Annotated in this window: 25 protein-coding genes and 1 pseudogene; 11 read left to right on the forward strand and 15 right to left on the reverse strand. The window is 67.6% G+C overall.

Going from position 1 to position 23,813, the window contains the following annotated elements; all coding sequences use genetic code 11:
* Together AB4Y99_RS17390 and AB4Y99_RS17395 are read right to left on the reverse strand one after the other, a co-directional pair.
* A partial coding sequence (locus AB4Y99_RS17390) for an efflux RND transporter periplasmic adaptor subunit (RefSeq protein ID WP_441524197.1) occupies positions 1 to 888 on the reverse strand: 888 nt, incomplete at its 3' end.
* A gap of 68 nt (positions 889 to 956) precedes the next feature.
* Positions 957 to 1,595 (reverse strand): TetR/AcrR family transcriptional regulator, encoded by a 639-nt coding sequence (locus AB4Y99_RS17395; RefSeq protein ID WP_441524198.1) that lies wholly within the window; start codon positions 1,593 to 1,595, stop codon positions 957 to 959.
* A 252-nt stretch (positions 1,596 to 1,847) separates the two neighbouring features.
* Between AB4Y99_RS17395 and AB4Y99_RS17400 the strand changes: the two genes are divergently transcribed.
* Both AB4Y99_RS17400 and AB4Y99_RS17405 read left to right on the forward strand, forming a co-directional pair.
* Positions 1,848 to 2,651 carry a glutamine amidotransferase gene (locus AB4Y99_RS17400; protein WP_441524209.1) on the forward strand — a complete coding sequence of 268 codons (804 nt, stop codon included), beginning with the start codon at positions 1,848 to 1,850 and terminating at the stop codon, positions 2,649 to 2,651.
* Complete coding sequence (locus AB4Y99_RS17405; protein WP_038362755.1) at positions 2,648 to 3,889, forward strand: NAD(P)/FAD-dependent oxidoreductase; 1,242 nt, start codon at positions 2,648 to 2,650, stop codon at positions 3,887 to 3,889. Before AB4Y99_RS17400 ends, AB4Y99_RS17405 begins: the two co-directional genes overlap by 4 nt.
* Before the next feature lie 167 nt (positions 3,890 to 4,056).
* On the opposite strand, the gene AB4Y99_RS17410 is transcribed toward AB4Y99_RS17405, so the two are convergent.
* From AB4Y99_RS17410 to AB4Y99_RS17435, 6 genes are all read right to left on the reverse strand, one after another.
* Complete coding sequence (locus AB4Y99_RS17410; RefSeq protein WP_441524199.1) at positions 4,057 to 4,854, reverse strand: succinate dehydrogenase iron-sulfur subunit; 798 nt, start codon at positions 4,852 to 4,854, stop codon at positions 4,057 to 4,059.
* Between the two features lie 10 nt (positions 4,855 to 4,864).
* Entirely contained in the window at positions 4,865 to 6,697 is a 1,833-nt protein-coding gene (gene sdhA, locus AB4Y99_RS17415; protein WP_441524200.1) for a succinate dehydrogenase flavoprotein subunit, read from the reverse strand.
* 4 nt (positions 6,698 to 6,701) lie between these two features.
* Positions 6,702 to 7,094, reverse strand: coding sequence for a succinate dehydrogenase, hydrophobic membrane anchor protein (gene sdhD / locus AB4Y99_RS17420; RefSeq protein ID WP_038362749.1), 393 nt, complete (start codon positions 7,092 to 7,094; stop codon positions 6,702 to 6,704).
* An 11-nt stretch (positions 7,095 to 7,105) separates the two neighbouring features.
* Complete coding sequence (sdhC, locus tag AB4Y99_RS17425) at positions 7,106 to 7,507, reverse strand: succinate dehydrogenase, cytochrome b556 subunit (protein ID WP_441524201.1); 402 nt, start codon at positions 7,505 to 7,507, stop codon at positions 7,106 to 7,108.
* A gap of 151 nt (positions 7,508 to 7,658) precedes the next feature.
* Positions 7,659 to 8,705: a MaoC family dehydratase gene (locus AB4Y99_RS17430; RefSeq protein ID WP_038364000.1), complete on the reverse strand. Its 1,047-nt coding sequence runs from the start codon at positions 8,703 to 8,705 to the stop codon at positions 7,659 to 7,661.
* A 192-nt stretch (positions 8,706 to 8,897) separates the two neighbouring features.
* Positions 8,898 to 10,610, reverse strand: coding sequence for a serine/threonine dehydratase (locus tag AB4Y99_RS17435; RefSeq protein WP_441524202.1), 1,713 nt, complete (start codon positions 10,608 to 10,610; stop codon positions 8,898 to 8,900).
* A 91-nt stretch (positions 10,611 to 10,701) separates the two neighbouring features.
* Between AB4Y99_RS17435 and AB4Y99_RS17440 the strand changes: the two genes are divergently transcribed.
* A complete protein-coding gene (locus tag AB4Y99_RS17440) occupies positions 10,702 to 11,580 on the forward strand; it encodes an HpcH/HpaI aldolase/citrate lyase family protein (RefSeq protein WP_112761649.1) in 879 nt (292 codons plus the stop codon).
* 109 nt (positions 11,581 to 11,689) lie between these two features.
* On the opposite strand, the gene ppa is transcribed toward AB4Y99_RS17440, so the two are convergent.
* A complete protein-coding gene (gene ppa, locus AB4Y99_RS17445; protein ID WP_112761648.1) occupies positions 11,690 to 12,226 on the reverse strand; it encodes an inorganic diphosphatase in 537 nt (178 codons plus the stop codon).
* 152 nt (positions 12,227 to 12,378) lie between these two features.
* On the opposite strand from ppa, the pseudogene AB4Y99_RS17450 reads away from it, so the two are divergent.
* Positions 12,379 to 13,101, forward strand: a pseudogene (locus tag AB4Y99_RS17450) (fused DSP-PTPase phosphatase/NAD kinase-like protein).
* Here AB4Y99_RS17450 and AB4Y99_RS17455 read toward each other — a convergent pair.
* The 3 genes from AB4Y99_RS17455 to hmuQ form a co-directional block, all read right to left on the reverse strand.
* Complete coding sequence (locus tag AB4Y99_RS17455; RefSeq protein WP_441524203.1) at positions 13,046 to 14,410, reverse strand: hypothetical protein; 1,365 nt, start codon at positions 14,408 to 14,410, stop codon at positions 13,046 to 13,048. The pseudogene AB4Y99_RS17450 and the gene AB4Y99_RS17455 sit on opposite strands and share 56 nt — an antisense overlap.
* Before the next feature lie 141 nt (positions 14,411 to 14,551).
* The gene (gene hutX / locus AB4Y99_RS17460; RefSeq protein ID WP_142022762.1) at positions 14,552 to 15,073 is read right to left on the reverse strand and encodes a heme utilization cystosolic carrier protein HutX; all 522 of its coding nucleotides are present in this window, start codon (positions 15,071 to 15,073) and stop codon (positions 14,552 to 14,554) included.
* 10 nt (positions 15,074 to 15,083) lie between these two features.
* Entirely contained in the window at positions 15,084 to 15,431 is a 348-nt protein-coding gene (gene hmuQ / locus AB4Y99_RS17465) for a heme-degrading protein HmuQ (RefSeq protein ID WP_441524204.1), read from the reverse strand.
* 303 nt (positions 15,432 to 15,734) lie between these two features.
* On the opposite strand from hmuQ, the gene AB4Y99_RS17470 reads away from it, so the two are divergent.
* From AB4Y99_RS17470 to AB4Y99_RS17485, 4 genes are all read left to right on the forward strand, one after another.
* Complete coding sequence (locus AB4Y99_RS17470; protein WP_441524205.1) at positions 15,735 to 16,685, forward strand: heme/hemin ABC transporter substrate-binding protein; 951 nt, start codon at positions 15,735 to 15,737, stop codon at positions 16,683 to 16,685.
* Positions 16,686 to 16,708: 23 nt separating this feature from the next.
* Positions 16,709 to 17,788: a FecCD family ABC transporter permease gene (locus AB4Y99_RS17475; RefSeq protein ID WP_441524210.1), complete on the forward strand. Its 1,080-nt coding sequence runs from the start codon at positions 16,709 to 16,711 to the stop codon at positions 17,786 to 17,788.
* Positions 17,781 to 18,605, forward strand: a complete 825-nt coding sequence (locus AB4Y99_RS17480) for a heme ABC transporter ATP-binding protein (RefSeq protein WP_112761645.1) — start codon at positions 17,781 to 17,783, stop codon at positions 18,603 to 18,605. Before AB4Y99_RS17475 ends, AB4Y99_RS17480 begins: the two co-directional genes overlap by 8 nt.
* A gap of 131 nt (positions 18,606 to 18,736) precedes the next feature.
* Positions 18,737 to 19,261, forward strand: coding sequence for a L,D-transpeptidase (locus AB4Y99_RS17485; RefSeq protein ID WP_038362730.1), 525 nt, complete (start codon positions 18,737 to 18,739; stop codon positions 19,259 to 19,261).
* A gap of 46 nt (positions 19,262 to 19,307) precedes the next feature.
* On the opposite strand, the gene AB4Y99_RS17490 is transcribed toward AB4Y99_RS17485, so the two are convergent.
* Positions 19,308 to 20,255, reverse strand: a complete 948-nt coding sequence (locus tag AB4Y99_RS17490; RefSeq protein WP_441524206.1) for a 2-hydroxyacid dehydrogenase — start codon at positions 20,253 to 20,255, stop codon at positions 19,308 to 19,310.
* A 231-nt stretch (positions 20,256 to 20,486) separates the two neighbouring features.
* On the opposite strand from AB4Y99_RS17490, the gene AB4Y99_RS17495 reads away from it, so the two are divergent.
* Positions 20,487 to 20,804, forward strand: coding sequence for a DUF2853 family protein (locus AB4Y99_RS17495; protein WP_038362726.1), 318 nt, complete (start codon positions 20,487 to 20,489; stop codon positions 20,802 to 20,804).
* Between the two features lie 150 nt (positions 20,805 to 20,954).
* Here AB4Y99_RS17495 and AB4Y99_RS17500 read toward each other — a convergent pair whose 3' ends face one another.
* The gene (locus AB4Y99_RS17500) at positions 20,955 to 22,313 is read right to left on the reverse strand and encodes a class I SAM-dependent methyltransferase (RefSeq protein ID WP_441524207.1); all 1,359 of its coding nucleotides are present in this window, start codon (positions 22,311 to 22,313) and stop codon (positions 20,955 to 20,957) included.
* A 154-nt stretch (positions 22,314 to 22,467) separates the two neighbouring features.
* Between AB4Y99_RS17500 and AB4Y99_RS17505 the strand changes: the two genes are divergently transcribed.
* Positions 22,468 to 22,845, forward strand: a complete 378-nt coding sequence (locus AB4Y99_RS17505; RefSeq protein ID WP_191124205.1) for a hypothetical protein — start codon at positions 22,468 to 22,470, stop codon at positions 22,843 to 22,845.
* A gap of 31 nt (positions 22,846 to 22,876) precedes the next feature.
* On the opposite strand, the gene AB4Y99_RS17510 is transcribed toward AB4Y99_RS17505, so the two are convergent.
* Positions 22,877 to 23,098 carry a DUF1674 domain-containing protein gene (locus AB4Y99_RS17510; protein WP_133561012.1) on the reverse strand — a complete coding sequence of 74 codons (222 nt, stop codon included), beginning with the start codon at positions 23,096 to 23,098 and terminating at the stop codon, positions 22,877 to 22,879.
* Positions 23,099 to 23,281: 183 nt separating this feature from the next.
* On the opposite strand from AB4Y99_RS17510, the gene AB4Y99_RS17515 reads away from it, so the two are divergent.
* The coding region (locus AB4Y99_RS17515) for a M48 family metalloprotease (RefSeq protein WP_441524208.1) at positions 23,282 to 23,813 on the forward strand (532 nt) is incomplete at its 3' end.

The following is a 23,813-nucleotide window of genomic DNA, read 5'->3' on the forward strand; positions in this document are numbered from 1 at the left end:
CTTGTCGACCTCCGGGGAGATCAGGCGGATCGTGCCCTTGAGCGCTTCCTTGGCGCCGGCCGGCGTGACCGCGACCGGCTGGCCCAGCGTCAGCGCCGGGATATCGACCTCGGCGACCTGCGCCTCCAGCTCGACGGCGCCGTTCGCGATGATCCGGAACAGCGGTTCCGAACTCGGCAGCATGCTCGCCGTCGCGCCGAGCTTGGCGGTGCGACGGCTGATCATGCCGGCCTGCGGCGCCTTGATCTCGGTCCGCGCCAGACGGACGGCGATGTCGTTGCCCTGCGCCCGCGCCAGGGCGCGATCGGCGGTGGCGATGGCGAGCGCCTCGCGGGCGGAACTGGCCCGGGCCTGAGCCGAGCGCGCCGCGGCGGAGCGCTGGTCGAAGGTCTCGGCGCTGGCATTGCCGCTGTCGCGCAGCGCCTTGGTGCGATCGAAGGCGTTGTTGGCCTGCACCAGATTGGCGTCGGCCTCGGCGATCTGGGCATTGGCCTGAGCTATGGCGGCCTCGGCGCGGGCGATCTGCGCGTCGTTCTGCGTCTTCTGCACATCGAGCATCGTGCGGTCCAGCCGCGCCAGCACCTGCCCCTTGACGACCTTGTCGCCTTCCTCGGCGAGAATGGCGATGATCGACAGCCCGTCGACCTCAGGCGAGACCAGAACCTCGTCGCGCGCGATCATCGACCCCGAGACGAGGACGCTCTGGACGATCTCGGTCGTCTTGGCATGGGTGACGGTGACGGATGGACCGGTTGCCGGTGCCTGAGGATGGGCCGCCGGCGCCTGGGAGCTGGCCGCGGGCGCCTGCGCGCGTGCCGGCACGGCGGCAGTCGCCGCAAGCAGCACCGCCGGAAGCATCAGGTGCAGGGCTGGGGAGAGAAGGCTCATCGGGAACGACCCTGTTGCGGCGGCGCGGCGGAGGCGCGGCAAGTGCGGATGGGAGAGCGCGCGCCGCATCACGGCTGCGTCTCGATTTCGGGGAGGAGCATGGTGCGGGCGAGCATGCGCATGCTTCTGAACAGAACGTCGGCGCCGGCCTCGGCGTCGAAATGGGGCTCGATACCGCGGCGGCAGAAAAAGCCGTCTGCCATCATCGAGATCGCCAGCAGGAAGCTCTGCTCGTCGAGGGTCGCCGGCAATTCGCCGTTGCGCTTCGCCTCGGAGATCGCGGCGATGAGCCCCTCCATCAGGGATCCCTCGATGTCAGCGCACATGCTGGCCATCTGCTCGTTACGCGCGGCCTCGGCCCAGATCTGCAGCGCGATCACCGCCTTTTCGCGCGGCTGCCGGACGAGATGCTTGCGCCCGATCTCCTCGAGCTGGTCGAGCAGCGACCCCTTGCTCGGGCAAAGCCCGGCGAAATCCGCGGCGATCGTGCTGCGGTCGCRCTCGGCCATGCCGGCGATGATCGCGTCCTTGGAATTGAAGTAGCGGTAGAGATTGCCCGGGCTCATGCCGGCTTCCGCCGCCACGTCCTGCATCGTGGCCACATGGAATCCGCTGCGCGCGAAGACCCCTTCGGCGGCGTCGAGGATGCGGATATGGCGCTCCGAAAGCGGGCTTTCGGGCAAGGCTGGGGCGAGATGCTGCGACATGGACCGCGCGATAATGAGAATGAACGTTCATTCCCATCGCAGCCAATTGTGGCCGCGTCAAGGAGAGCCTCCCCGCCACAGGCGAGCCGGATTTCCCTGCAAAGCGTGGCGTGCGTCCGAAGTCGGCATGCAACATGGCGGCTCAAAATTTGCTTGCTTCGTTCCGTCTGGAACTTCATCCTGCGGTGATCCGTCATGGTTTCACGCGTCCCTCTCAATCCCGGCCGCGCGCCAGCGAGCCTGAAGTCGGTGATGAACGACCACGCCTTTCCTCCTCGTCTGGCCGGACGCACCCGCCCGCCTGCCGCCACCCGGCGCCCGCCCTCGGCTCCCAGGCCGGTGCTGATCGTGCTGCATCAGGAGCATTCCACGCCCGGCCGCGTCGGCCGGCTGCTGCAGGCGCGTGGCCATGCGCTCGACATCCGCAAGCCGCGCTTCGGCGATTCGCTCCCCGCGACCATGCGCGACCATGCCGGGGCAGTGATCTTCGGCGGCCCGATGGGGGCCAATGATCCCGAGGATTTCGTCAAGGCCGAGATCGACTGGATCGGCACCTGCCTGAAGGAGGACGCGCCTTTCCTCGGCATCTGCCTCGGCGCGCAGATGCTGGCGAAGCAGATGGGCGCGCAGGTCTACACCCATGGCGAAGGTCGCGCCGAGGTCGGCTATTACCCGCTCTCCATCACCGAGGCTGGAAAGGCCCATGCCGAGACGGCCGGCTTCGTCTGGCCCGGCACCGTCTATCAATGGCACCGCGACGGCTTCGATTGCCCGCGCGGCGCCGAATGCCTCGCCACCGGCGGCGATTTCCCGACCCAGGCGATCCGCGCCGCCTCGCGCGTCTACGGCATCCAGTTCCACCCCGAGGTCACGCCCGCGATGATGTATCGCTGGTCGGTGCGCGGCTATGAGCGCACCCTGATGCCGGGCGCACAGCTCGGCCACACCCATGTGCCTGGCTGGTTCCAGCACGACCCGGCGATCCGCCTCTGGCTCGACGCCTTCCTCGACCATTGGCTGAAGGAGCCGGCGGAAGCCGGAACGGCAACCGCGTGACTCGTACAGCTCTCGTCCTCGGCGCCGGCATGGTCGGCGTCTCCTGCGCGCTCGCCTTGCAGAAGCGCGGCTTCACCGTGACGCTCATCGACCGCAAGGAGCCGGGGCGCGAAACCTCCTATGGCAACGCCGGGGTGCTCGCCCGCTCCTCGATCGCACCGCTCAACAACCCCTCGCTCTACGGCAAGCTGGCCAGCTATCTCGGTAACGGCCACCCGGCGCTCAATCTGAGTTGGCGTCGCGCCCTGACGCGACCGGGCTGGCTGCTGCGCTTCCTCTGGGAAGGCCGCCCCTCCCAGGCGGCCGCCCGCATCGCCGCGCTCGATTCCATCACCGCCAGCACGGTCGAGCGCCACCGCGCCCTGATGGCCGAGGCCGGCGTGGCGCATCGCCTGCGCGAGAACGGCACGCTCAAGCTCTGGCGCAGCGAAGCCGGCCATGCCGCCGCGCAGGCCGAGCATCATTTCCTCAAGCGCCACGGCATCGCCTCGCGGCTCCTCGACCGGCAGGGCATCTCCGCCGTCGAGCCGCATCTGAACCCGATCTTTCGAGCCGGCCTGCTCATCCCCTCCAACGCCTCGGTCGATTCCCCCGGCGCCGTCACCGCCGCCTATGCCGCGCTCTTCGCCGGCCGCGGCGGGCAGATCGTGCAGGCCGAGGTGAAGGCGCTCACCCGTCAAGACGCCGGCTGGCGCGCCGCAACCGACAAGGGCACCTTCGAGGCCGGGATCGCCGTGGTGGCGCTCGGCCCCTGGAGCGGCGATCTGCTGAAACCGCTCGGCCTCGACCCCAGGCTCGATGTCGAGCGCGGCTACCACCGCCACCTGAAGCCCGAAGCCCGCGCGACCTTGTCGCGGCCGATCTACGATGTCGACGCCGCTTATTTCATGGCGCCGATGGAGCAGGGCTATCGCGTCACCAGCGGTGTCGACCTGTCCTTCCGCGACGCGCCCGACGCGCACCGCCAGATCGACAGCGTGACGGAGGCTGCGCGCGAGGCCTTTCCGCTCGGCGCCGTTGCCGGCGAAACCTGGCGCGGGGCGCGGCCCACCTTGCCGGATTCACTGCCGATGATTGGCGAGGCGCCTGGTAATCCCGGCCTCTGGCTCGCCTTCGGCAACCAGCATATCGGCTTCTCGACTGGCCCGATCACCGGCGAGATGATCGCAGCCATGGTCTGCGGCGAGACGCCGCCGGCCGATCCGAAGCCGTTCCGGCCGGGGCGGTATATCGGCTGAGGTCGGCTTCAGAGACCCATCGAAATGGGCGCTGGGAACCCCTCTCCCGGATGAGAGAAGGGTACCCCGCGCTTTCCATTAGCGACACGCGGACAACACCAACGAAAAACGCCAGCCCAGAGGCTGGCGTTGATCGAAGCACCGGAAGCGCAGCCGATCGCGCCGGCTCAGACCTGGCGCGCCACCATCATCTTCTTGACCTCGGCGATCGCCTTGGCCGGGTTCAGGCCCTTCGGGCAGGCATTCGCGCAGTTCATGATGGTGTGGCAGCGATAGAGCCGGAAGGGATCTTCCAGATTGTCGAGCCGTTCGCCGGTCGCCTCGTCGCGCGAGTCGATCAGCCAGCGATAGGCCTGCAGCAGCGCGGCCGGGCCGAGATAGCGGTCGCCGTTCCACCAATAGCTCGGGCAGGAGGTCGAGCAGCAGGCGCACAGGATGCACTCGTAGAGGCCGTCCAGCTTCTCGCGGTCGTCCTTGGCCTGGCGCCACTCCTTCTCGGGAGCCGGCGTCGTCGTCTTCAGCCAGGGCTCGATCGAGGCGTGCTGAGCGTAGAAGCGCGTCAGGTCGGGCACGAGGTCCTTGACCACCGGCATATGCGGCAGCGGGTAGATCGCGACCCGGCCCGCATTCTTGCCGGTGCCGCCGCACTCGTCGATGCCGGTGGTGCAGGCCAAGCCGTTCTTGCCGTCCATGTTCATGGCGCAGGAACCGCAGATGCCCTCGCGGCAGGAGCGGCGGAAGGTCAGGGTCGGGTCGACCTTGTTCTTGATCCAGATCAGCGCATCGAGAACCATCGGCCCGCAATCGTCGCGGTCGACATAATAGGTATCGGTGCGCGGATTGGCGGTATYGTCCGGGTTCCAGCGATAAATCTTGAACTCGGTGACGTTCTTGGCGCCGGCCGGCTTCGRCCAGGCCTTGCCTTCAGTCAGGCGGGAGTTCTTCGGAAGATTGAATTCAGCCATCAGATCGTCCTCAGTACACCCGTGCCTTGGGCTTGATGTACTCGATGTCGTTGGACATCGTGTAGGTGTGCACCGGGCGGTCGTCGAGCGTGACGGTCCGCTTCTCGTCGTCGATCCAGGACAGGGTGTGCTTCATCCAGTCCTTGTCGTCGCGGTTCGGATAATCCTCGCGGGCATGGGCGCCGCGGCTTTCCGGCCGGTTCAGCGCCGAGTCCATGGTCACGACCGCCTGGGTGATCAGGTTGTCGAATTCCAGCGTCTCGATCAGGTCCGAGTTCCAGATCAGCGAGCGGTCCTTCGTGCCAACATCGGCGATGCCGCCCCAGACCTCGTGGATGAGCTTGTGGCCCTCTTCCAGCGTCTCGCCGGTGCGGTAGACGGCGCAGTTGTCCTGCATCGTCCGCTGCATCTTGTCGCGCAGCACCGCGGTCGGCGTGCCGCCGGCAGCATTGCGGTACTTGTCGAGGCGGGTGAGAGCGAGGTCGGAGGAGCCCTTCGGCAATTCCGGCTGCTTCTCGCCGGCCGTGACCGTCTCGGCGCAGCGCAGACCGGCCGCGCGGCCGAAGACGACGAGGTCGATCAGCGAGTTCGAGCCGAGGCGGTTGGCGCCATGCACCGAGACGCAGGCCGCCTCGCCGAGCGCCATCAGGCCGGGAACGACCGTATCCGGATCGCCGCCGACCTTGGTCAGCACCTCGCCGTGGAAGTTCGTCGGGATGCCGCCCATGTTGTAGTGGACGGTCGGCAGRACCGGGATCGGCTCGCGGGTGACRTCGACGCCGGCGAAGATCTTGGCGCTCTCGGAGATGCCGGGCAGGCGCTCATGCAGGATCTTCGGGTCGAGATGGTCGAGATGCAGGTAGATGTGGTCCTTGGTCTTGCCCACGCCGCGCCCGGCCCGGATCTCCATCGTCATCGAGCGTGAGACGACGTCGCGCGRGGCGAGGTCCTTGRYSGWGGGGGCRTAGCGCTCCATGAAGCGCTCRCCCTCSGAGTTGGTGAGATAACCGCCTTCGCCACGCGCGCCCTCGGTGATCAGGCAGCCCGAGCCGTAGATGCCAGTCGGGTGGAACTGCACGAACTCCATGTCCTGCAGCGGCAGGCCGGCGCGCAGCACCATGCCGCCGCCGTCGCCGGTGCAGGTATGGGCCGAGGTCGCGGAGAAATAGGCGCGGCCATAGCCGCCGGTCGCCAGGATGGTCTGCTGGGCGCGGAAGCGATGCAGCGTGCCGTCATCGAGCTTGAGCGCGATCACGCCMCGGCARWSGCCRTCCTCGTCCATGATCAGGTCGATGGCGAARTAYTCGATGAAGAACTCGGTGTTGTAGCGCAGCGCCTGGCCATAGAGCGTGTGCAGCATGGCGTGGCCGGTGCGGTCGGCCGCGGCGCAGGTGCGCTGGGCCGGCGGGCCCTCGCCGAATTCGGTGGTCATGCCGCCGAAGGGGCGCTGGTAGATGCGGCCATCCTCGGTGCGCGAGAAGGGCACGCCCCAATGTTCGAGCTCGTAGACGGCGGCCGGCGCGTTGCGCACGAGATATTCGATCGCGTCCTGGTCGCCGAGCCAGTCCGACCCCTTGACGGTGTCGTACATGTGCCACTGCCAGGTATCCTTGCCCATATTGCCGAGCGAGGCGGCGACGCCGCCCTGGGCCGCGACGGTGTGCGAGCGGGTCGGGAAGACCTTGGTGATGCAGGCGGTGCGCAGGCCGGCCTGCGAGCAGCCGACAGTGGCGCGCAGACCCGCACCGCCGGCGCCGACGACGACGACGTCGAAGGTGTGGTCCGTGATCGGATAGGCGGTGCCGGTATAGGCCGGGACCGGACGGGATTTTGTGATCGCCATCGGATCAGCCTCCAAAAGACAGCTTCAGCACCGCGTAGACGCTGGCGGCGCCGATCGCGATGGCGAAGAAGGTGTTGGCCATGACGGCGAGGATCTTGGTCCCCTCGTTATGGACGTAATCCTCGATGATGACCTGCATGCCGAGCCGCATATGGATGCAGGCCGAGAGGGTGAAGAGCAGCATCAGGATCGCGACGAGAGGGTTCGACAGCAGCGCGACCGCCGCCGGATAGGGCCGGCCGACCAGCGCGATGACGATGCCGATGAAGATGATCGTCAGGATCAGATTCGAAACGGCGGTGACGCGCTGCAGCCAGAAATGGCCGGTGCCGGACTTGGCGGAGCCGAGGCCGCGAACGCGGCCGAGCGGGGTGCGCATCGAGGAATTGGACAGCATGAGCGGGCTCCTCAGCGCAGGACCAGGGCGGCGATCCAGACCAGGACCGTCAAGCTCACCGAGGCGACGAGCGAGAACTTCGCCATGTTCATCCGGGTTTCGGGCTCATAGCCCTTGCCCATGTCCCAGACGAAATGCCTCAAGCCCCCGACCATGTGGTGGATCAGCGAGAAGCTGTAGAGGAAGAGGACGAGCCGGCCGAGGAAGGAGCCGGCAATCACCTGGGCCGTATCGAAGGCGGCGGGCCCCGACGCAGCGGCGACCAGCCAGGCGGCGATCAGCACCGTGCCGAGATAGAGCCCCGTGCCGGTGACGCGATGGGCGACGGACATCGCCATCGTCCAGGACCAGCGATAGATCTGCAGGTGGGGCGAAAGCGGACGAGCCGCGGGCTTGACCTCGGCCAATATCATTCTCCGATCAAGCGGCCCGTCGGAAGGAACGGACCCATTTGGGATCATTCTAGAGTGACCCGCTCTGTAACGAAACCGGCACGACGCTGCAATGCGGCAGGCGCGAAGCAAAGTTACAGATTCTGAAATTCGTCATTTTCTTATCGAAAGCTTACCGCGGCAGCAGCGCCCAATAGTCGAAATCGAGGATCACGCCGGGCGCATATTGCTCGCCTTCCTTGAGCGGATGGGCCGCGCACGGCAGATTCTTGGTGGCGACGAGCCGGAGCCTGAGCGCGCCGACATCGCTGCGCCCCGGCAGCTCCGCGCATGCCAGAACCTCGCTCCAGGCATAGACGGTATCCCCCGCGAACAGCGGCGCGACATGGCGCCCGCCATTGATCGCGGCGATGTGAAAGGCGTTGCCGAGCCCGTTGAACGAGAGGGCGCGGGCGAGGCTGATGACATGGCCGCCATAGATCAGCCTCTTGCCGAAGCGGCTGCCCTGCGCGGCATGGGCGTCGAAATGCACCCGCGCCGTGTTCTGGTAGAGCCGCGTGGCGAGCTGATGCTCGGCCTCCTCGACGGTCATGCCGTCGACATGGTCGATCTTCTCGCCCACCGCATAATCGCCCCAGCGGAAGCGCGAACCGGCCAGCGCATCGTCATGGCCGGCGAGATCGAGCGGCGGACAGCCCTCGCCCAACACGTCCGGCAGGACGGCCTTGGCCAGCTCCGGCACCTGCTCGGCATGGGCGGGCGTGCCCGGCTGGCGCTTGCGCACCAGCACCCAGCGCGCATAGCTCAGCACGATGTCGCCATGCTGGTTGCGGCCGATGGAGCGGACATAGACGATGCCGGCATCGCCGGCCGAGGCCTGTTTCAGCCCGATGACCTCGGAGGTCGTCGAAAGCGTGTCGCCGACGAAGACGGGCTTGAGGAAGCGCCCGTCGGCATAGCCGAGATTGGCAACGGCATTCAAAGAGATATCCGGCACCGTCTTGCCGAAGACGATGTGGAAGACGAGCAGATCGTCGACCGGCGCCGCCGGATAGCCGATGGCGCGGGCGAAGGCCTCGGAGGATTGCACGGCGAAGCGCGGGCCGTAGAGCGCCGTGTAAAGCGCGACGTCGCCCGCCGTGACCGTGCGCGGCGTCGCATGGACGATGACGTCTCCGAGGTGGAAATCCTCGAAAAAGCGGCCGGAACTGGTCTTGATCGTCGCGCCGGTCATGCGTTGCCTCCTGATGGGAGGCGAGTTTGCGTTGCAACGAAGCTCTGCGTCCAGCCCTGAAGACAGGTCGAGCGTCATGCTCGGGCTTGACCCGGGCATCTCGTGAAGGAGAAGCCCCCACGCGTCGCGAGATTCTCGGGTCGCCGCTGCGCGGCACCCGAGAATGACACCCTTCGATCACCCCGCGATCGTCGCGAGCTTCGCCAGATCGACATTCGCGCCGCAGACGAGCACGCCGAGCCGCTCGCCCTTGGCGGGCTTGTAGGCGCCGCTGATCAGCGCGCCGAAGGCCGCCGCGCCGCCGGGCTCCACCGCGAGACGGAAATCGCGCCACAGCGCCGCCTGCGCCGCCGTGATGGCTGCGTCAGCCACCAGCGCGACATGGTCGACCGTGTCCTTGCAGACATCGTAGACGAGCTGGCCGACATTGCGCGCGCCGAGCGAATCGGCGGCGACGGAGGCGACCTTGACCTCGGCCGGCCCCTTCGCCTCCAGCGCCGCCTGCAAGGCGCGCGAGCCTTCCGGTTCGACGCCGACGACCCTGACCTTGCTGCCGGCAAACCAGCTCGCAATGCCCGAGATCAGTCCGCCACCGCCGACCGCGACGAGAACGGTGTCGAGATCGGGTTCCTGCAGATCCCATTCACGGCCGAGCGTGCCCTGGCCGGTGACGGTCTCCTTCGCCGCGAAGGGATGGATCTTGAGCGCGCCGGTTTCCGCGACGAAACGGTCGCAGGCCGCCTGGGCATCGTCATATTGCGCGCCGCCGACCACGACCTCGGCACCGAAGCGCTTGATCGCCTCGATCTTGGCGGCGGGCGAGATCTCGGGCACGAAGATCGTCGCCTTCACCCCACGTTTCATCGCGGCATAGGCCACCGCCGCGCCGTGATTGCCGCCCGAGGCCGCCGAGACGCCCGCAGCCGGCACCGCCAGCGAGAGCAGGTTGTTGAAGGCGCCGCGCGTCTTGAACGAGCCGGCATGCTGCAGGCATTCGAGCTTGAGCGAGAGATCCGCGGCCGAGCCGAGAGCGCCGCGGCCCAGCCGCATGACAGGCGTGATCCGGGCATGGCCGGCGATGCGGGCGGCCGCTTCCTCGATCATCGGACGGGTGACGGGGCGTTCGCTCATGGCTCGATCCTGTGATGACGGCGCCCGGGACGAGAACGTCCAGATCGCGATGGGAAGCCCGTGGCTATCGCGCCCCGGCGGATCGGGAAAGGGCTTTCCGCGCCCGGCGGCAATGTGCCGGGCGACGACCAGCGCCGCCAGCGCATCGAGGAGATCGTCCGCCGCCGCGCCGCGCGGAGGCCGCGCCGAGAGCGCCTCGGCTGCGATGCCGGCGTCCCTGAGCAGTCCCCGCCGCTCGGCCATGCCGGGCGGATTGATGACCCCCTTGACCTTCTTCGGATGGGCGAGCGGCACGCCCTTCATCATTCGGAAGGCGAGCTCGGGATGGACTTCGAAGACGCGCTCGCGCCATTCCACCTCCGCGCGCAGCAAGGCATCGATCTCCCGGATCTTCGGGAAGAGGTGAAAGCCCTGCTTCGAGACCTTGCGGGGCGGATCGGACGCCGCGAGCGCCAACGCGCAAGCCTCTCGATAATCGGACGCTTCGACAGCACGGCGCGCCGGAATCGAAAAAACCGAGGACTGCCTATCGCCCAGCAGCGCCCGCACCGCCTGCTCCGGTCCGCGCCCGGAACCCGTCACCTGATCCGGCAGACCGATCGGCATGTCGACCGCGACGATATCGGGCCCGATCTCGCCGGCGAACAGATCGGCGAAGCGCGGCACCACACGGATGATCGGCGCCGCCGGCCCTTCGGCGAAAGCGATGGCCGCGATCCAACCCGCCTTGCAGCCATCCACACCGGCCAGCCATGCCATGCCCGTTCCCTCCGCCTTTCGCAGCGCTGGCATCGCATCCGCGTTGGTCTACTGTGCGGCGCAGCACAAGCCGGCCGTGTCAGGAGAGACGATGACCGCGATCCGCCCCCGCCGCAGCGCCCTTTATATGCCGGGCTCGAACGCCCGCGCGCTGGAAAAGGCGCGTGAGATCGCGGCCGACGTCCTGATCCTCGACCTGGAGGATGCCGTCGCCCCCGACGCCAAGGCAACGGCGCGCGAGCAAGTCTGCGCCGCCGTGAAGGCGGGCGGCTATGGCCGGCGCGAGCTGGTGATCCGCGTCAACGGCGCCGGCACGCCCTGGTTCGCGGACGACCTGGCTGCCGCAGCGGAGGCCAGGCCGCAGGCGATCCTGGTCCCGAAGGTCTCGGCGCCGGATGAACTGCACGAGATCGCCAGCCGGCTCGATGGTCTTCGGGCCGATTCCGCCATCGCGGTCTGGGCGATGATCGAGACCCCGCTCGCGATCCTCGACGTCGAGCGCATCGCACGGGCCGCGCGCGACCCTGCCACGCGGCTCGCCTGCTTCGTCATGGGCACGAATGATCTCGCCAAGGAGACCCGCGCCCGCTTCGTGCCGGGCCGGGCGACGATGCTGCCCTGGCTGACGAGCGCGCTGCTGGCCGCCCGCGCCCATGGCATCGACATCCTCGACGGCGTCTACAACGACATCAAGGACGAGGCCGGCTTCCGCGCCGAATGCGAGCAGGCGCGCGATCTCGGCTTCGACGGCAAGACCCTGATCCACCCCTCGCAGGTCGGGCCGGCGAATACGGTCTTCGCGCCGGACGAGGCGGAGCTCGCCCGTGCACGGGCCATCATCGCCGCCTTCGATCTGCCGGAGAACGCCGGCAAAGGCGCGATCCAGCTCGACGGCCGCATGGTCGAATTGCTGCATGCCGAGATGGCCCGCCGCACCGTGGCGCTGGCGGAGGCGATCGCCGCCGCCTGAGTGGCCGTCATTCCCGGGCCGTACTTTGCGCGGAACCGGGAATCTCAGGACGAGAAGGCACTGCTTTCCAGGATGCTCGGGCCAAGCCCGAGCATGGCGCGCCTGGACCTTACGCCTTCGCGGCCTTGGCCCGCTCGATCGCCTCGACGATCAGCTTCTTGGCCATGGCGGCGTCGCCCCAGCCCTTGAGCTTCACCCATTTCCCGGGCTCCAGGTCCTTGTAGTGCTCGAAGAAGTGCTGGATCTGGTCGAGGGTGATCTTCGGCAAATCGGTGTAGTCGTGGACGTTCTCGTAGCGCTTGGTCAGCTTCGGCACGGGAACGGCGATGATCTTCTCGTCGCCGCCGCCCTCGTCTTCCATCAGCATCACGCCGATCGGCCTGACCGCGATGTAGGAGCCCGGCACCAGCGGGCGGGTATTGGCGACCAGCACGTCGCAAGGGTCGCCATCCTCCGACAGCGTGTGCGGGATGAAGCCGTAATTGCCGGGATAGCGCATCGGCGTATAGAGGAAGCGGTCGACGAAGAGCGTGCCGGCCTCCTTGTCCATCTCGTACTTGATCGGCTCGCCCCCGATCGCCACCTCGATCAGGACATTCACTTCGTCAGGCGGGTTCTTGCCGATGGAGATGGCGTCGATGCGCATGAGGGAACCTGTCGCTTGGATATTTCGCCGGGCCTTATGCAAGTTCGCRGCAAAAAGTCCAACCCCTTCCGGCAGGACAAGCCATCAGACGATTTGCGCATGGTTGCCGTCACTGCTATCCGGCCCGTCATGAACAGCCCCGAGACCAGGCCGTGCTAAGCCGCTTGCGCCCCGACGAAGAGCGCTATGCCCGCCGCATGGCCCGCATCGCCCGCTGGGACCGGCCGATCGAAGGCCGGGCCGCGCGCCTGCGCGCCTGGGCCAACATGCTGCTGGTCGACCACGGCGTCTTCCGCCTCGCCTATCTCAACGCCCATCGCGTGACGCCGCGTCTCTGGCGCTCGGCCCAGCCTGCGCCCGGCCAGATCGCGGCCTTCGCCCGCAAGGGCGTGAAGACCATCGTCAACCTGCGCGGCGGGCGCGAGCACGGCTCCTGGCCGCTCCAGAAGGAAGCCTGCGAGCGTCACGGCATCGCGCTCGTCGATTTCGTGCTGCGCTCACGCGGCGCGCCCGACCGGGAGACGATCCTCGGCGCCGAGGCCTTCTTCGCGAGCCTCGAAGAGCCGGCGCTGGTSCAYTGCAAATCSGGCGCGGACCGGGCKGGSTTYTTCTCGGCGCTCTATCTGCTGRTSCATGAARRCCGCCCGCTCGACGAGGCGATGCGCCAGCTCTCGCTGCGCTACGGCCATTTCCGTTTCGCCAAGACCGGTATCCTCGATGCCTTCTTCGAGGCCTATCGCCGCGAGGGCGAGGCCAAGGGCATCGCCTTCCTCGACTGGGYCGMGMSSAKCTACGAYCCCGAGGCGCTCGAGAGAGACTTCAAGACGGGCTTTCTGTCTTCGCTGATCGCCGACCGCCTGATCCGGCGCGAGTAGACCTGCTCAACGCGCCGCACGCGGCAGGGCAAGAGCGCCCCCCATCCGCGTCCAGGTAAACTGGATATGGTTGGCGTGACAGGGTCGCGACCTCCTGCAAAGGCCCGACCAGCGTGATCCCGCCGTAGAACAGGCTCATGATGGCGATCACCGCGCCGACACCGGCCCATTTCGTTCCCTCGATGAAGCTGTCGGCGACATGGGCGCCAAGGCCGACGGCGGCGAACAGAGCGCCCGCCGCAGCGATCAGGCCGAGCGTCATCAGCCTGATCCAGAAGCGCCTGCGCTTGCCGACATAGCTGCGCAGCCCGTTGAGCACGAGCGGGGTGGAGACGGTGCCGAACATCTGGCTCGGCATCTCGAGCAGCCGCATCGCGAGCGCGACATGGGCCGCCAGCAGCGCATTGGAGGCGTAGGGCAGCGCCAGGATCGGCGCGATGCTGAAGCCATAGGCCAGCAGGGCGGAGGGCAGCAGCGCCCGCGGCGCATCGCGCCAGCGCCAGGCCGCCGCGATCAGGCTGCCGCTGTTCCACAATCGCGGCTGGACCAGCGGCCGCAGCGCCGCATGGCGGCGGCGCAGCAGATAGAGGGTCGCCAGGACATGACCGCCGGCATCCGCCATGAAAAGCGCCAGCGCCTTCGGCCCGAAGAGGCCGATCAGCACCAGCATGATCACCGGCTGGACAACCGCCTGCACCACATTGCTGTTGCCGATGGCACGGAAATCCCCTTCCGCGGTCGCCTCCGCCCAGATCAGGCGCAGGACAGAGCGCGCGGCCAGCGAGACGAAGAAGAAAAAGGCGACGGCCGGCGCCACCCAGCCCGCCAGCGCGAGACCGATCAGCACGAGCACCGTCAGACCGAGGAATGCGGTGCCGACCGCGGCGGCAAGGCGAAAGGCCAGGCCCAGCCGGGCCGTATCGTTGCTCCGGAAGAACACGGCCTCGAGCCGCAGCAGCGAGGCGGTCGAGACGAAATTCGCGGCAGCGGAAAAGACGGCGAAAGCCGCGAAGACGCTCGGCGGGCACAGCGCCGCCGCGACGATCAGCCCCCAGACCGAGATCAGTCGGGCCTGGACGAAGCGCAGGCCGAGCAGGATGGCCGAACCGAAGCTGGAGCGCAGGATCGGCGCGCGCTCCGCCACGAAGCGGCGTCCGGCGGCCAGGGCCAGCGAAGGCCGGCTCGGGGGAAAGGTCGCCCGTTCCATGACGACATGCGCGGCCATATCGACATCCAGGGTTGGAACATCGGGCAAGCCGTCCTCGCTGTCGTCGGTGCGCCCGTCCTGATGGACCCGGTCCGCCGGCATTAGGAGATCACGGCTCTCAGGTGGCAACGCTGCGCCAGTATGGTTAACAACTTGTAAACAGCTTTCATCGCTGAGCGTCGGTGCAGGCCGCTCGCCCGCGCGGGGCATGATGCAGGAAACGCATCCTGCCCCTGCCGCAGCTCAGACGAAGCTCGCCTTCAGGGCCTCGAACCGGTTTAGCTGATCCGGCAGCAAAGCGCGACTGGCATCTCGTCGCACGAAGATCTTGAACATCACCTCGCCCGCCGCATTGAAGAACTGGACCGAGCAGGCCCGCCGGCCCTGCGCGGTCGCGCGGTCGACGAGATAGATCGCGCGGCAATTCTCGGCCTTGATATGTCCGCCGATCGGGCTGTCGCCATGGATATTGTAGTAGCCATGGCCGAAGCTGCCGACCGGCAGCGCGCCCTCGACCTCCAAGACGATGTCGGGCGTGTGCATCAGGAACAGCACCGTTCCCCAGCTCGCCAGCTCCTGCCACAGCGCCTCGAAGCGCTCGGGCGCCACGAACAGCCGCTGCCCGGCCGGCAGCAGCTCCAGCGCCGTGCGGGTCGAGACACCCGCCTCGCGCGCGATCGCCTCGATCAGCCCGTCGGGCTTTGCCGCGAGCAAAGCGCGGGCATGTTCGATCGGGTCGCGGCTCGCAACCTCCGCCGTCGTCATCGCGCAGACCTCACTCGGCCGCCTGGCGGGGCTGATGCGGATTGATCTCGCTCAGCACGGTCTCGAACCCTTCGAACTCGGGATGGCCGAGGAAGACCGGCTTCTCGCGGGGCTGGCCGGCATTGCGRTGYGAYTCRCGGAAYTGSTCSGACTTCGTCCAGGCSRYGAAATCCTCCTTCGMGGCCCAKGTCGTGTGCGAGGAATAGAGSGTRTGGTCYTCCTTCTCCGGCCCCTTCAGCAGGTGGAAGGCGAGGAAGCCCGGCATTTCGTCGAGCCGGCTCTTGCGCGAGGACCAGACCGTCTCGAAGGCGGCCTCCTCGCCCTTGACGACCTTGAAGCGATTCATGGCGATGAACATCGGATGATCCTGCACTGAAAGGGCCGTGACCGGCCGAACATGGGCGCCGGCGCGAATGTCCTCGCGATGTCGTGATCCAACCGCGCAGCACGATGCCGCGGGCGAAACCGACACCGCTTGGCGCGTTGCCCTTGACCGTTTCTAGTAAAGCCTAATATCTGCGTCAATAACGGTCGAGGGCAATGCTTGTTTTGAATTACTAAAAACTAGCACTTACTTGACTGGAACGATTTTAAACTGCGGCATCGACAGATGTTCGACGGCGGCAGCGAAGAGCCTGGCATTCCAGGAGGAGTCGCATCCATGTCCGGCACACAGGTCCCAACGGTTTCCGCACGCTCCCCGCAGCCGAGCCGCCGCCTCGCGGCCGCCATCGGCCTCGCACTCCTGGCGAGCGGCCTCTGGCCGGCGGGCTGGACGATGCCGGCCCTGGCGCAAAACCCCGACAAGATCGTCGTCGCCGGCGGCGTGATCACCGAGGTGCTCTATGCGCTCGGCCTGCAGGAGCGCATCGTCGGCGTCGATTCGACCAGCCAGTTCCCGCCGGAGGCGCTGAAGGACAAGCCGAACATCGGCTATGTCCGTGCCCTCTCGGCCGAGGGCGTGCTCTCGCTGAAGCCGTCGCTGGTCATGCTGATCGATGGAGCGGGCCCGCCCGACGCCGTCTCGCTGCTGACCGAGTCCGGCGTGAGGATCGCCCGCATCGCCGACGGCCTGACGCCGGAAGGCGTCGCCACCAAGATCGACGCGATCGGCGCGGCGGTCGGCGCCGGCGAGACGGCCCGGCGCCTCGCCGCGCAGACGACGGCGCGCTTCGAGGAGCTGGCCAGGCTGCGCGCCAAGCTGGCGACGAAGAAGCGTATTCTCTTCGTGCTTTCGCTGCAGAACGGGCGCGCCCTCGTCGGCGGCCGCAACAGCTCGGCCGACGCGATCATCGCGCTGGCCGGCGGCCTCAACGTCGCGAGCGCCATCGAAGGCTACAAGCCGATGACCGAGGAGGCCATCGCCGCCGCGGCGCCCGACATGGTCCTGATGATGCGCAACAGCAGCGCCCACAACACCACGCCCGAAGAGCTCTTCGCCATGCCGGCCTTCGCGCAGACGCCGGCCGCCGCGACGAAGCGCCTGGTCCATATGGACGGCCTCTATCTGCTCGGCTTCGGCCCGCGCACGCCAATGGCGGCGCGCGATCTCATGGCGGCGATCTATCCGGAAGCCGCCATCCCGCCGCTGAAGACGGCCGCCGCCCCGTGACCCTCGCCGCGCCCGTCCCGGCCATGGCCGCCAATGCTTTGGCAACGCTCGCCGCCGGCCGGCGGCGCGTCGGGCTCATCGCCGTCGTCGGGCTTGCGCTGGCCTGCCTGCTGCTCGCCATCGTCGCGATCGGCCAGGGCGCCATCGCGATCCCGCCGGGCCGGGTCGCCGAGATCCTCATGGCGAAACTGACCGGCGATGCCTCGCTCCTGGACGGGCGCGACGTCCTCGTGGTCCTCAACATCCGCCTGCCGCGCGTGCTGCTCGGCCTGCTCGTCGGCGCGGGCCTCGCGGTTTCCGGTGCCTTGATGCAGGGGCTGTTCCGCAATCCCCTGGCCGATCCCGGCCTCGTCGGCGTCTCGAGCGGCGCGGCGCTCGCCGCGGCGGCGACCATCGTTCTCGGCGACCGTTTCATGGCCGGCACGATGATGAAGCTGCCCTTCGCGGCCCTGCCTTTGGGCGCCTTCTGCGGCGGGCTTGGCGCGACGCTCGCGCTCTATCTCATCGCCACGCGCGGCGGGCGCACCTCGGTCGCCACCATGCTGCTCGCCGGCGTCGCGCTCGGCGCCCTCTCCGGCGCGCTGACCGGCCTTCTCGCCTTCATCTCGGACGACCGGCAATTGCGCGACCTGACCTTCTGGTCGCTCGGCAGCCTCGGCGGCGCGAGCTGGACGAAGCTCTCGGCGGTGGCACCGATCGTGCTGCCGCTGCTGTTGCTGATGCCGCTGCTGGCGCGCGGGCTGAACGGCCTGATGCTCGGCGAGGCCGAGGCCTATCACCTCGGCATACCCGTCCAGCGCATCAAGGCGCTGGCGATCCTGCTGGTCGCACTCGCGGTCGGCGCCAGCGTCGCCTCGGCCGGACTGATCGGCTTCGTCGGCATCGTCGTGCCGCATCTGATCCGGCTCTCGGTCGGCCCGGATCATCGCCTGCTTCTGCCGCTTTCGGCGCTGGGCGGCGCGATGCTGCTGGTCGGCGCCGACATCGTCGCGCGCCTGATCGTGGCGCCGGCCGAATTGCCGATCGGCATCGTCACTGCCACGATCGGCGCGCCCTTCTTCCTCTGGCTGCTGCTGCGCCGCACGAGCCTCATCGATGTCTGAGTCGGGACCGATCCTCTCCGGCCGCGAGATCAGCTTCCTCGCGGGCGGCCGTCGGCTCGTCGCCGAGGCCTCCCTGGAGCTCGCCGGCGGCACGACCACGATCCTGATCGGCCCGAACGGCGCCGGAAAATCGACCCTGCTCAAGCTCCTGACCGGCGAGATCAAGCCGGCCGGAGGGCGGATCGAGATCGCCGGCGAGCCGCTCGAGACGGTTCCGGCCTGGCGCCTAGCCTGCCAGCGCTCGGTCATGGCGCAGCATGCCCGCCTCGCCTTCCCCTTCAGCGTCTACGAGGTCGCGCAGCTCGGCGTCGACGGCATCGGCCGGGCGCTGACGCGCCAGCGGCGCGAGGCTGTCGTCGCGGAAGCCCTCGCCGCCGCCGGCGTGCTCGACCTTGCGGGCCGGCGCTACCAGACCCTCTCCGGCGGCGAGCAGCAGCGCGTGCAGTTCGCCCGCGTGCTCTGCCAGCTCGAAGCCGGGCGCAGCGTCGCCGAGCGGCAGGTGCTCTTCCTCGACGAGCCGATCGCGAGCCTCGACCTCTGCCACCAGCTCGCACTGCTCGACATGGCCCGCAGCATCGCCGCACGCGGCGTCGCCGTGCTGATCGTGCTGCACGACCTCAACCTCGCCGTGACCTATGCCGATCATCTCGTCGTGATGGATCGCGGCCGGATCATCGCGCAGGGCCCCCCGGCCCAGACCCTCGACGACGCCCTGCTGCATCAGGTCTTCCGCGTCGATCTTTCGCTGAGCCGCGCCCCCGCGCCGGGCCTGCCCTTCCTGTTGCCGCAGCAGCATCGCGGCCGGCCGACGGCCTGAGCTGGCATTTCCGCCGATTCACCCCGGATTCATGGTGAATCGCGCGAGGATCCGCCTTCACCATATTGCTCAACCGCCGGTTCACGGCTGCGGCGCGATGGCTTCCGATCTGTTCAACCGGAGATCGGACCATGTCGAGACAGGTTGCGGCCGCGGGCTTCGCCGTCGCGGGGCTCGCCCTTTCGGCCTTGTGGCTGCCATCGCCCGCCGCGGCCCGCGAGGTCGTCGAGATGCGTGAAGCCCGCTATCAGCCCGGCACCATCGTGATCCGCACTGGCGAGCGCCGGCTCTATTACGTCGTCGCCCCGGGCGAGGCCATCCGCTACACCATCGCGGTCGGCAAGGCCGGCAAGCAATGGCGTGGCGTCAAATATGTCGAGGAGCTGCAGGTCGACCCGGCCTGGAGCCCGCCCGCCGAGGTGAAGCGCGACAATCCCCGCCTGCCGGACGTCATTCCCGGCGGCTCGCCGCGCAACCCGATGGGCGCGCGCGTCATCGGCCTCGGCCCCGGCGGCCAATACGCCATCCACGGCACCAACATGCCGACGACGATCGGCAGCGCCGCCTCCTATGGCTGCTTTCGCATGCATAATGGCGATGTGATCGACCTCTATGCCCGCGTGCAGATGGGCACGCCGGTCGTCGTCCTGCCCTGAGGAGTTATGCCGAAGGCGCCGGGCCCCTCAGGCCCGGCTCGCGGGATCAGAGCGCGACGGGCGAAACCAGCGGCTTGCCGGCGAAGAAGGCCCGCAGATTGCCGAGCATGGTTTCCTGCTGCGCCGCCTGCGCCGATTCCGAGGCGGCCGCGATATGCGGCGTCAGCACGACATTGTCGAGCGCCTTCAGCCTGTCGGAGACATGCGGCTCGTTCTCGAAGACATCGAGCCCCGCGCCTGCGATCACGCCCGTCTCCAGCGCCGCGCACAAGGCGTCCTCGTCGACCGCGATGCCGCGCGAGATGTTGACCAGATGTCCGCGCGGCCCCAGCGCCTTCAGCACCGCCGCGTTCACGGCATGCCGGTTCTCGGCGCCGGCGCGGGCCGACACGACGAGGACATCCGCCCATTCGGCGAGGCCGAGCAGACTGTCATGGTAGTGATAGGGCATGTCGGCGCGCCGGCTGCGGTTGTGATAGCCGATCTCCATCTCGAAGCCCGCGGCGCGGCGCGCGATGCGGCTGCCGATCGCGCCCAGCCCGTAGATGCCGAGCTTGCGCCCGGCCAGCCCCGGCACCGGAGCCATGCGCTCGACCGCATTGCCCTGCCAGCGCCCGGCCCGGACGTAACGGTCGCTCTGCGGAATCTGCCGTGCCGTGGCGAGCAGCAGCCCCATGGCGAATTCCGCCACGCCGGTGGCATTGGCGTCTCCGGCATTGCCGAGCGCAATCCCGCGCGCCTTGGCATGCGCGCGGTCGACACCCTCGATGCCGGTGCCGTAGCAACAGACCAGCCTGAGCTTCGGCAGGGCGGCCATGAGAGCGGCGTCGGTGCGCAGGGTCYCGATGGTGAGCAGCGCCTCGACCTGCTCCGCCCCCTCCGGGAGCGCCTCCGGCGTCGAATGCTCCATCGGACCCAGCAGCGTATAGCTTTCACGGAGTCGGTCGATGAACGCCGCCGGCAGCCGCGGCACCATGAGGAGAGTGGGTTTCATCGATCGACTCCAGACAATACCGCATCGCAACATTTCCGCGGCATCCGCTCAAGCCCGCCACCGGCAGGACTGCCATATGCCGGATGCACGCCTTTGCCGCAGTGAACTGGCCGAAAGGCGAAAGATCGGCCGACGCCATTTCCCTCGCCTGCGGCAAAAAAGCACGTTAGCTTCGTCCTGCGACACGAAGCTCGCTCGAGCAAGAGCCGGGCCAGATAAGGGGCTACCCGTATGGATCACCTCGCTGACGTGAAGAAGTTTGCCAAGAAGCCGCTGAACGAGGCCGCCTTCGCCGGGATGGCCAAATCCTATGCGCTGGTCATGGGCAAGCCCGACACGCGCTATGTCGCCTGCTCCGACCCGGCCGAACTCGACCGCGTTCGCGAGAACTTCCTGAAGAAGAAGCTCGGGCTGAAATCCGGCGATCTCGAYGGCTCGATCAAGGCCGTCTGCGAGCAGATGAAGGAAGACCGGACCAAATCCCGCCTGACCTTCTACTACCTGCTGGCCGAGCACCACGGAAAGCTCGACCTCTTCATCAAGAAATAGGCCGGCGCCGTCCCCGGCATCGCCGGGGATCTTCCCCCAGGGCAAGCGATGCGGCCGGCGGGATGTGCCGGCCTTGCGCAGGCTTGCCCATTCCGTCCGATCCATCGCGAAAGATCGCGGCGCGCCCTGCCGGACGCGGGTGGCGGTGATCTACGCGCTTGTCACCGCATCGGATCGTTCCGGGGAGCGGGCTCCGCTTTCCGGGCCGCCGCCATAGAGGTCCGCGCGCGTCAACGGCAGGCCGGACGGTCCCTTGCGCCGCTTCGAGACCAGCGTCTGGTTGACCAGCGCGCCGCCGCGCTCGAAGGCGAGCGAGCAGCCGGCGAGATAGAGCAGCCACATCCGCGTCCGCTCCGGGCCGATCTCGGCCTCCGCCCTCTCCTTGTTGGCGTCGAGCCGCTCCCACCACAGCCGCGTCGTGCGCTGGTAGTGCTCGCGCCAGCCCTCGACATCATGGACCTCGAAGCCATGGCGCTCGAGATTGGCGATCGACATACCGAGATGGTCGAGCTCGCCGCCGGGGAAGATGTAGCGCACCAGCGCGCGATACTCCGCCGGCATCTTGTTGAAGGCCTTCTCGGTCTTCTTGGCCCGGCGCGAGATGCAGTGATGCAGATAAAGCCCGCGCGGCCGCAGCAGCCGGTTCACCGCCCGGAAATAGGACGGGTGATTGCGGATGCCGACATGCTCGAACATGCCGATCGAGGAGATCTTGTCGAATTCCCCCTCCATCTGGGTGAAGTCCTTGAGATGGAGCGTGACCTTGCCCTGAAGCCCGAGCTTCTCGACCTTCTCGCGCGCCAAGGCGAGCTGCTCCTCGGCCAGCGTCACGCCATGGGCCTCGACGCCGTAGTAGCGCGCGGCATGACAGACCAGCGCGCCCCAGCCGCAGCCGATGTCGAGGAAGCGGTCACCGGGCTTCAGGCGCAGCTTCCGGCAGATCATGTCGAGCTTGTCGCGCTGGGCCCGCGCGAGGTCGCCATGGTCCTCGGTGAAATAGGCGCAGGTGTAGACCATCTCCTCGTCAAGGAAGAGCCGGTAGAAATCATTCGAGACGTCGTAGTGATAGGCGATRTTGGCCTTGTTGGTCGCCGGGGCCCCGTCGCGCGCGATCTCGTCGCCCTTGCGATGATCGACGGCCTCGGCCGCCTTGCCGGGCGCGAAGATGAAGCGGCGCACCACGTCGAAGATCGCGCTCTTCGGGATGTTGCGCGCGAGCCTGCCCACCTTGCCGTCAGGCCGGGCCGCCGCAAGATCGAAGATCGAGCCGTTCCGGATCGAGATGCGGTCGGTGACATGCAGGTTGAGGAGCGTGTCGAGCTTGGGCTTGCGGATCAGGGCGGCCGGAACGCCGGCATCGGCGATGGCGATGGCGAGCCCGTCGGCAGGCCAGGAGGCGGGCACCGAACTGCCGTCCCAAAGCCGGAAGCCGAGCTTCAGCCCGAGCTTGTCATGCGCCTCCGCCAGAAGGCGGCGCAGGGCGGCGAGCCGCTTGTCATCGTTCGTCATGATCGGCTCCTATTGGCTGCCTCCCTCTGGCAGCCGAAAGCAGTTGGCAATCGCCGCCACCTGCAAACGGACCCGACATAAACCATAACGCCGTGAAGTCATGAGGTTTTCGTATCGACGCTGCTAGAAGAGATGCGTTCGAGAGGAAGGTGCCATGAAGCCGAAACTGTTTCTCACGCTCATCATAGCGGCCTCATGCTATCTCGTGCAGAATCTCGACGTTTGGGCGCAAACGCCGAACCCCAGCTCACCCCTTGCCGCTCAGTCGGTCGGACGCGGACAGCCCACACGAATCAACGTCAACTTTCGCATTGAGATCGATGGCGAAACCGGAGACCTGGCAGCCACCGAAAAGGCAAGAAAAACACTTTACAGCCAGGCGGCGCGGGAATGCTCGGTGCTCACCGCGAGCTTCTCGGGCACGAGTTGCCTCATGGAAAACCTGAACGTCATGTTTCAGAGGGACGGCTCGGTGAACCGGGGTTCGGCATTCCTGAACGGCAACGCCGTCTATCAGCTTCGCGCCGATTGAGACGACAGACATTCCCTTTCACGGTTTCGTCTCAGAAATCGCTGGCGATGCCCTTCACCTCCCAGTCGTCGTAGCGCACCGGCTCAAGCCCACCGCGCCCGTTGACCTCGCGCTGGCCGGCGACTTCGGCGGCATGGGCATCGATGGCCGCGCGGCGTGCCTCGGCCTCGGCCAGAGCGCGCTTGGCCGCCGGCGAGAGCACCTTCTCCGTCACGGCGGGTGCGGGCGTGGCATCGCTGGCTTTTTCCGGCATGCGGAACATCTCCACGTTTTTGCCTTTCGCATTTTTTTTCACGCGAACCGGCGTCCACTTCGCTCGAAAATGCTCTTGGCCCGGACTTGCAGGATCGGGCCGATGCCCACCACATAGGGCAGGAAACCGGCAATCGCGAGGGTAATCCGCCCTTTTTTCGTACCGGCAAGCGAAGGGAATACGATGAACTACGTCAGGACCGGCATGCTGATGGCGGGTTTGACCGCGCTGTTTCTCAGCGTCGGCTACCTGCTGGGCGGGAGCAGCGGCATGCTGATCGCGCTGATCTTCGCCGCCGGCACCAATCTCTTCAGTTACTGGAATTCCGACCGGCTGGCCCTCGCCGCCCATCATGCCCAGGAGGTCSATGAGCGCAGCGCGCCCGAACTCTATGGCATGGTCCGCGACCTCGCCGCCCGCGCCAACATGCCGATGCCGCGGGTCTATCTGATCCAGGAGGACCAGCCCAACGCCTTCGCCACCGGCCGCAATCCCGAGAACGCGGCCGTCGCGGCGACGACCGGCATCCTGCGCACGCTGACCTATGAGGAACTGGCCGGCGTGATGGCGCATGAGCTCGCGCATATCAAGAACCACGACACGCTGACCATGACGATCACCGCGACCTTCGCCGGTGCGATCTCCTCGCTCGTCACCTTCGGCATGTTCTTCGGCTCGCGCGACAACCGCCCGAATGTCATCGTCCAGATCCTGC

This window comes from Allobosea sp. TAB14 (genome assembly GCF_052113865.1).
Taxonomy (GTDB): domain Bacteria; phylum Pseudomonadota; class Alphaproteobacteria; order Rhizobiales; family Beijerinckiaceae; genus Allobosea; species Allobosea spartocytisi.

Bases quoted from the DNA above. Each gene is read 5' to 3' on its own strand.
- AB4Y99_RS17400 (WP_441524209.1), top strand. From the start codon at position 1,848: ATGAACGACCACGCCTTTCCTCCTCGTCTGGCCGGACGCACCCGCCCG.
- sdhD (WP_038362749.1), bottom strand. From the start codon at position 7,094: ATGCTGTCCAATTCCTCGATGCGCACCCCGCTCGGCCGCGTTCGCGGC.
- sdhC (WP_441524201.1), bottom strand. From the start codon at position 7,507: ATGATATTGGCCGAGGTCAAGCCCGCGGCTCGTCCGCTTTCGCCCCAC.
- AB4Y99_RS17435 (WP_441524202.1), bottom strand. From the start codon at position 10,610: ATGGCATGGCTGGCCGGTGTGGATGGCTGCAAGGCGGGTTGGATCGCG.
- AB4Y99_RS17440 (WP_112761649.1), top strand. From the start codon at position 10,702: ATGACCGCGATCCGCCCCCGCCGCAGCGCCCTTTATATGCCGGGCTCG.
- ppa (WP_112761648.1), bottom strand. From the start codon at position 12,226: ATGCGCATCGACGCCATCTCCATCGGCAAGAACCCGCCTGACGAAGTG.
- AB4Y99_RS17455 (WP_441524203.1), bottom strand. From the start codon at position 14,410: ATGCCGGCGGACCGGGTCCATCAGGACGGGCGCACCGACGACAGCGAG.
- hutX (WP_142022762.1), bottom strand. From the start codon at position 15,073: ATGACGACGGCGGAGGTTGCGAGCCGCGACCCGATCGAACATGCCCGC.
- AB4Y99_RS17470 (WP_441524205.1), top strand. From the start codon at position 15,735: ATGTCCGGCACACAGGTCCCAACGGTTTCCGCACGCTCCCCGCAGCCG.
- AB4Y99_RS17475 (WP_441524210.1), top strand. From the start codon at position 16,709: ATGGCCGCCAATGCTTTGGCAACGCTCGCCGCCGGCCGGCGGCGCGTC.
- AB4Y99_RS17480 (WP_112761645.1), top strand. From the start codon at position 17,781: ATGTCTGAGTCGGGACCGATCCTCTCCGGCCGCGAGATCAGCTTCCTC.
- AB4Y99_RS17485 (WP_038362730.1), top strand. From the start codon at position 18,737: ATGTCGAGACAGGTTGCGGCCGCGGGCTTCGCCGTCGCGGGGCTCGCC.
- AB4Y99_RS17505 (WP_191124205.1), top strand. From the start codon at position 22,468: ATGAAGCCGAAACTGTTTCTCACGCTCATCATAGCGGCCTCATGCTAT.
- AB4Y99_RS17510 (WP_133561012.1), bottom strand. From the start codon at position 23,098: ATGCCGGAAAAAGCCAGCGATGCCACGCCCGCACCCGCCGTGACGGAG.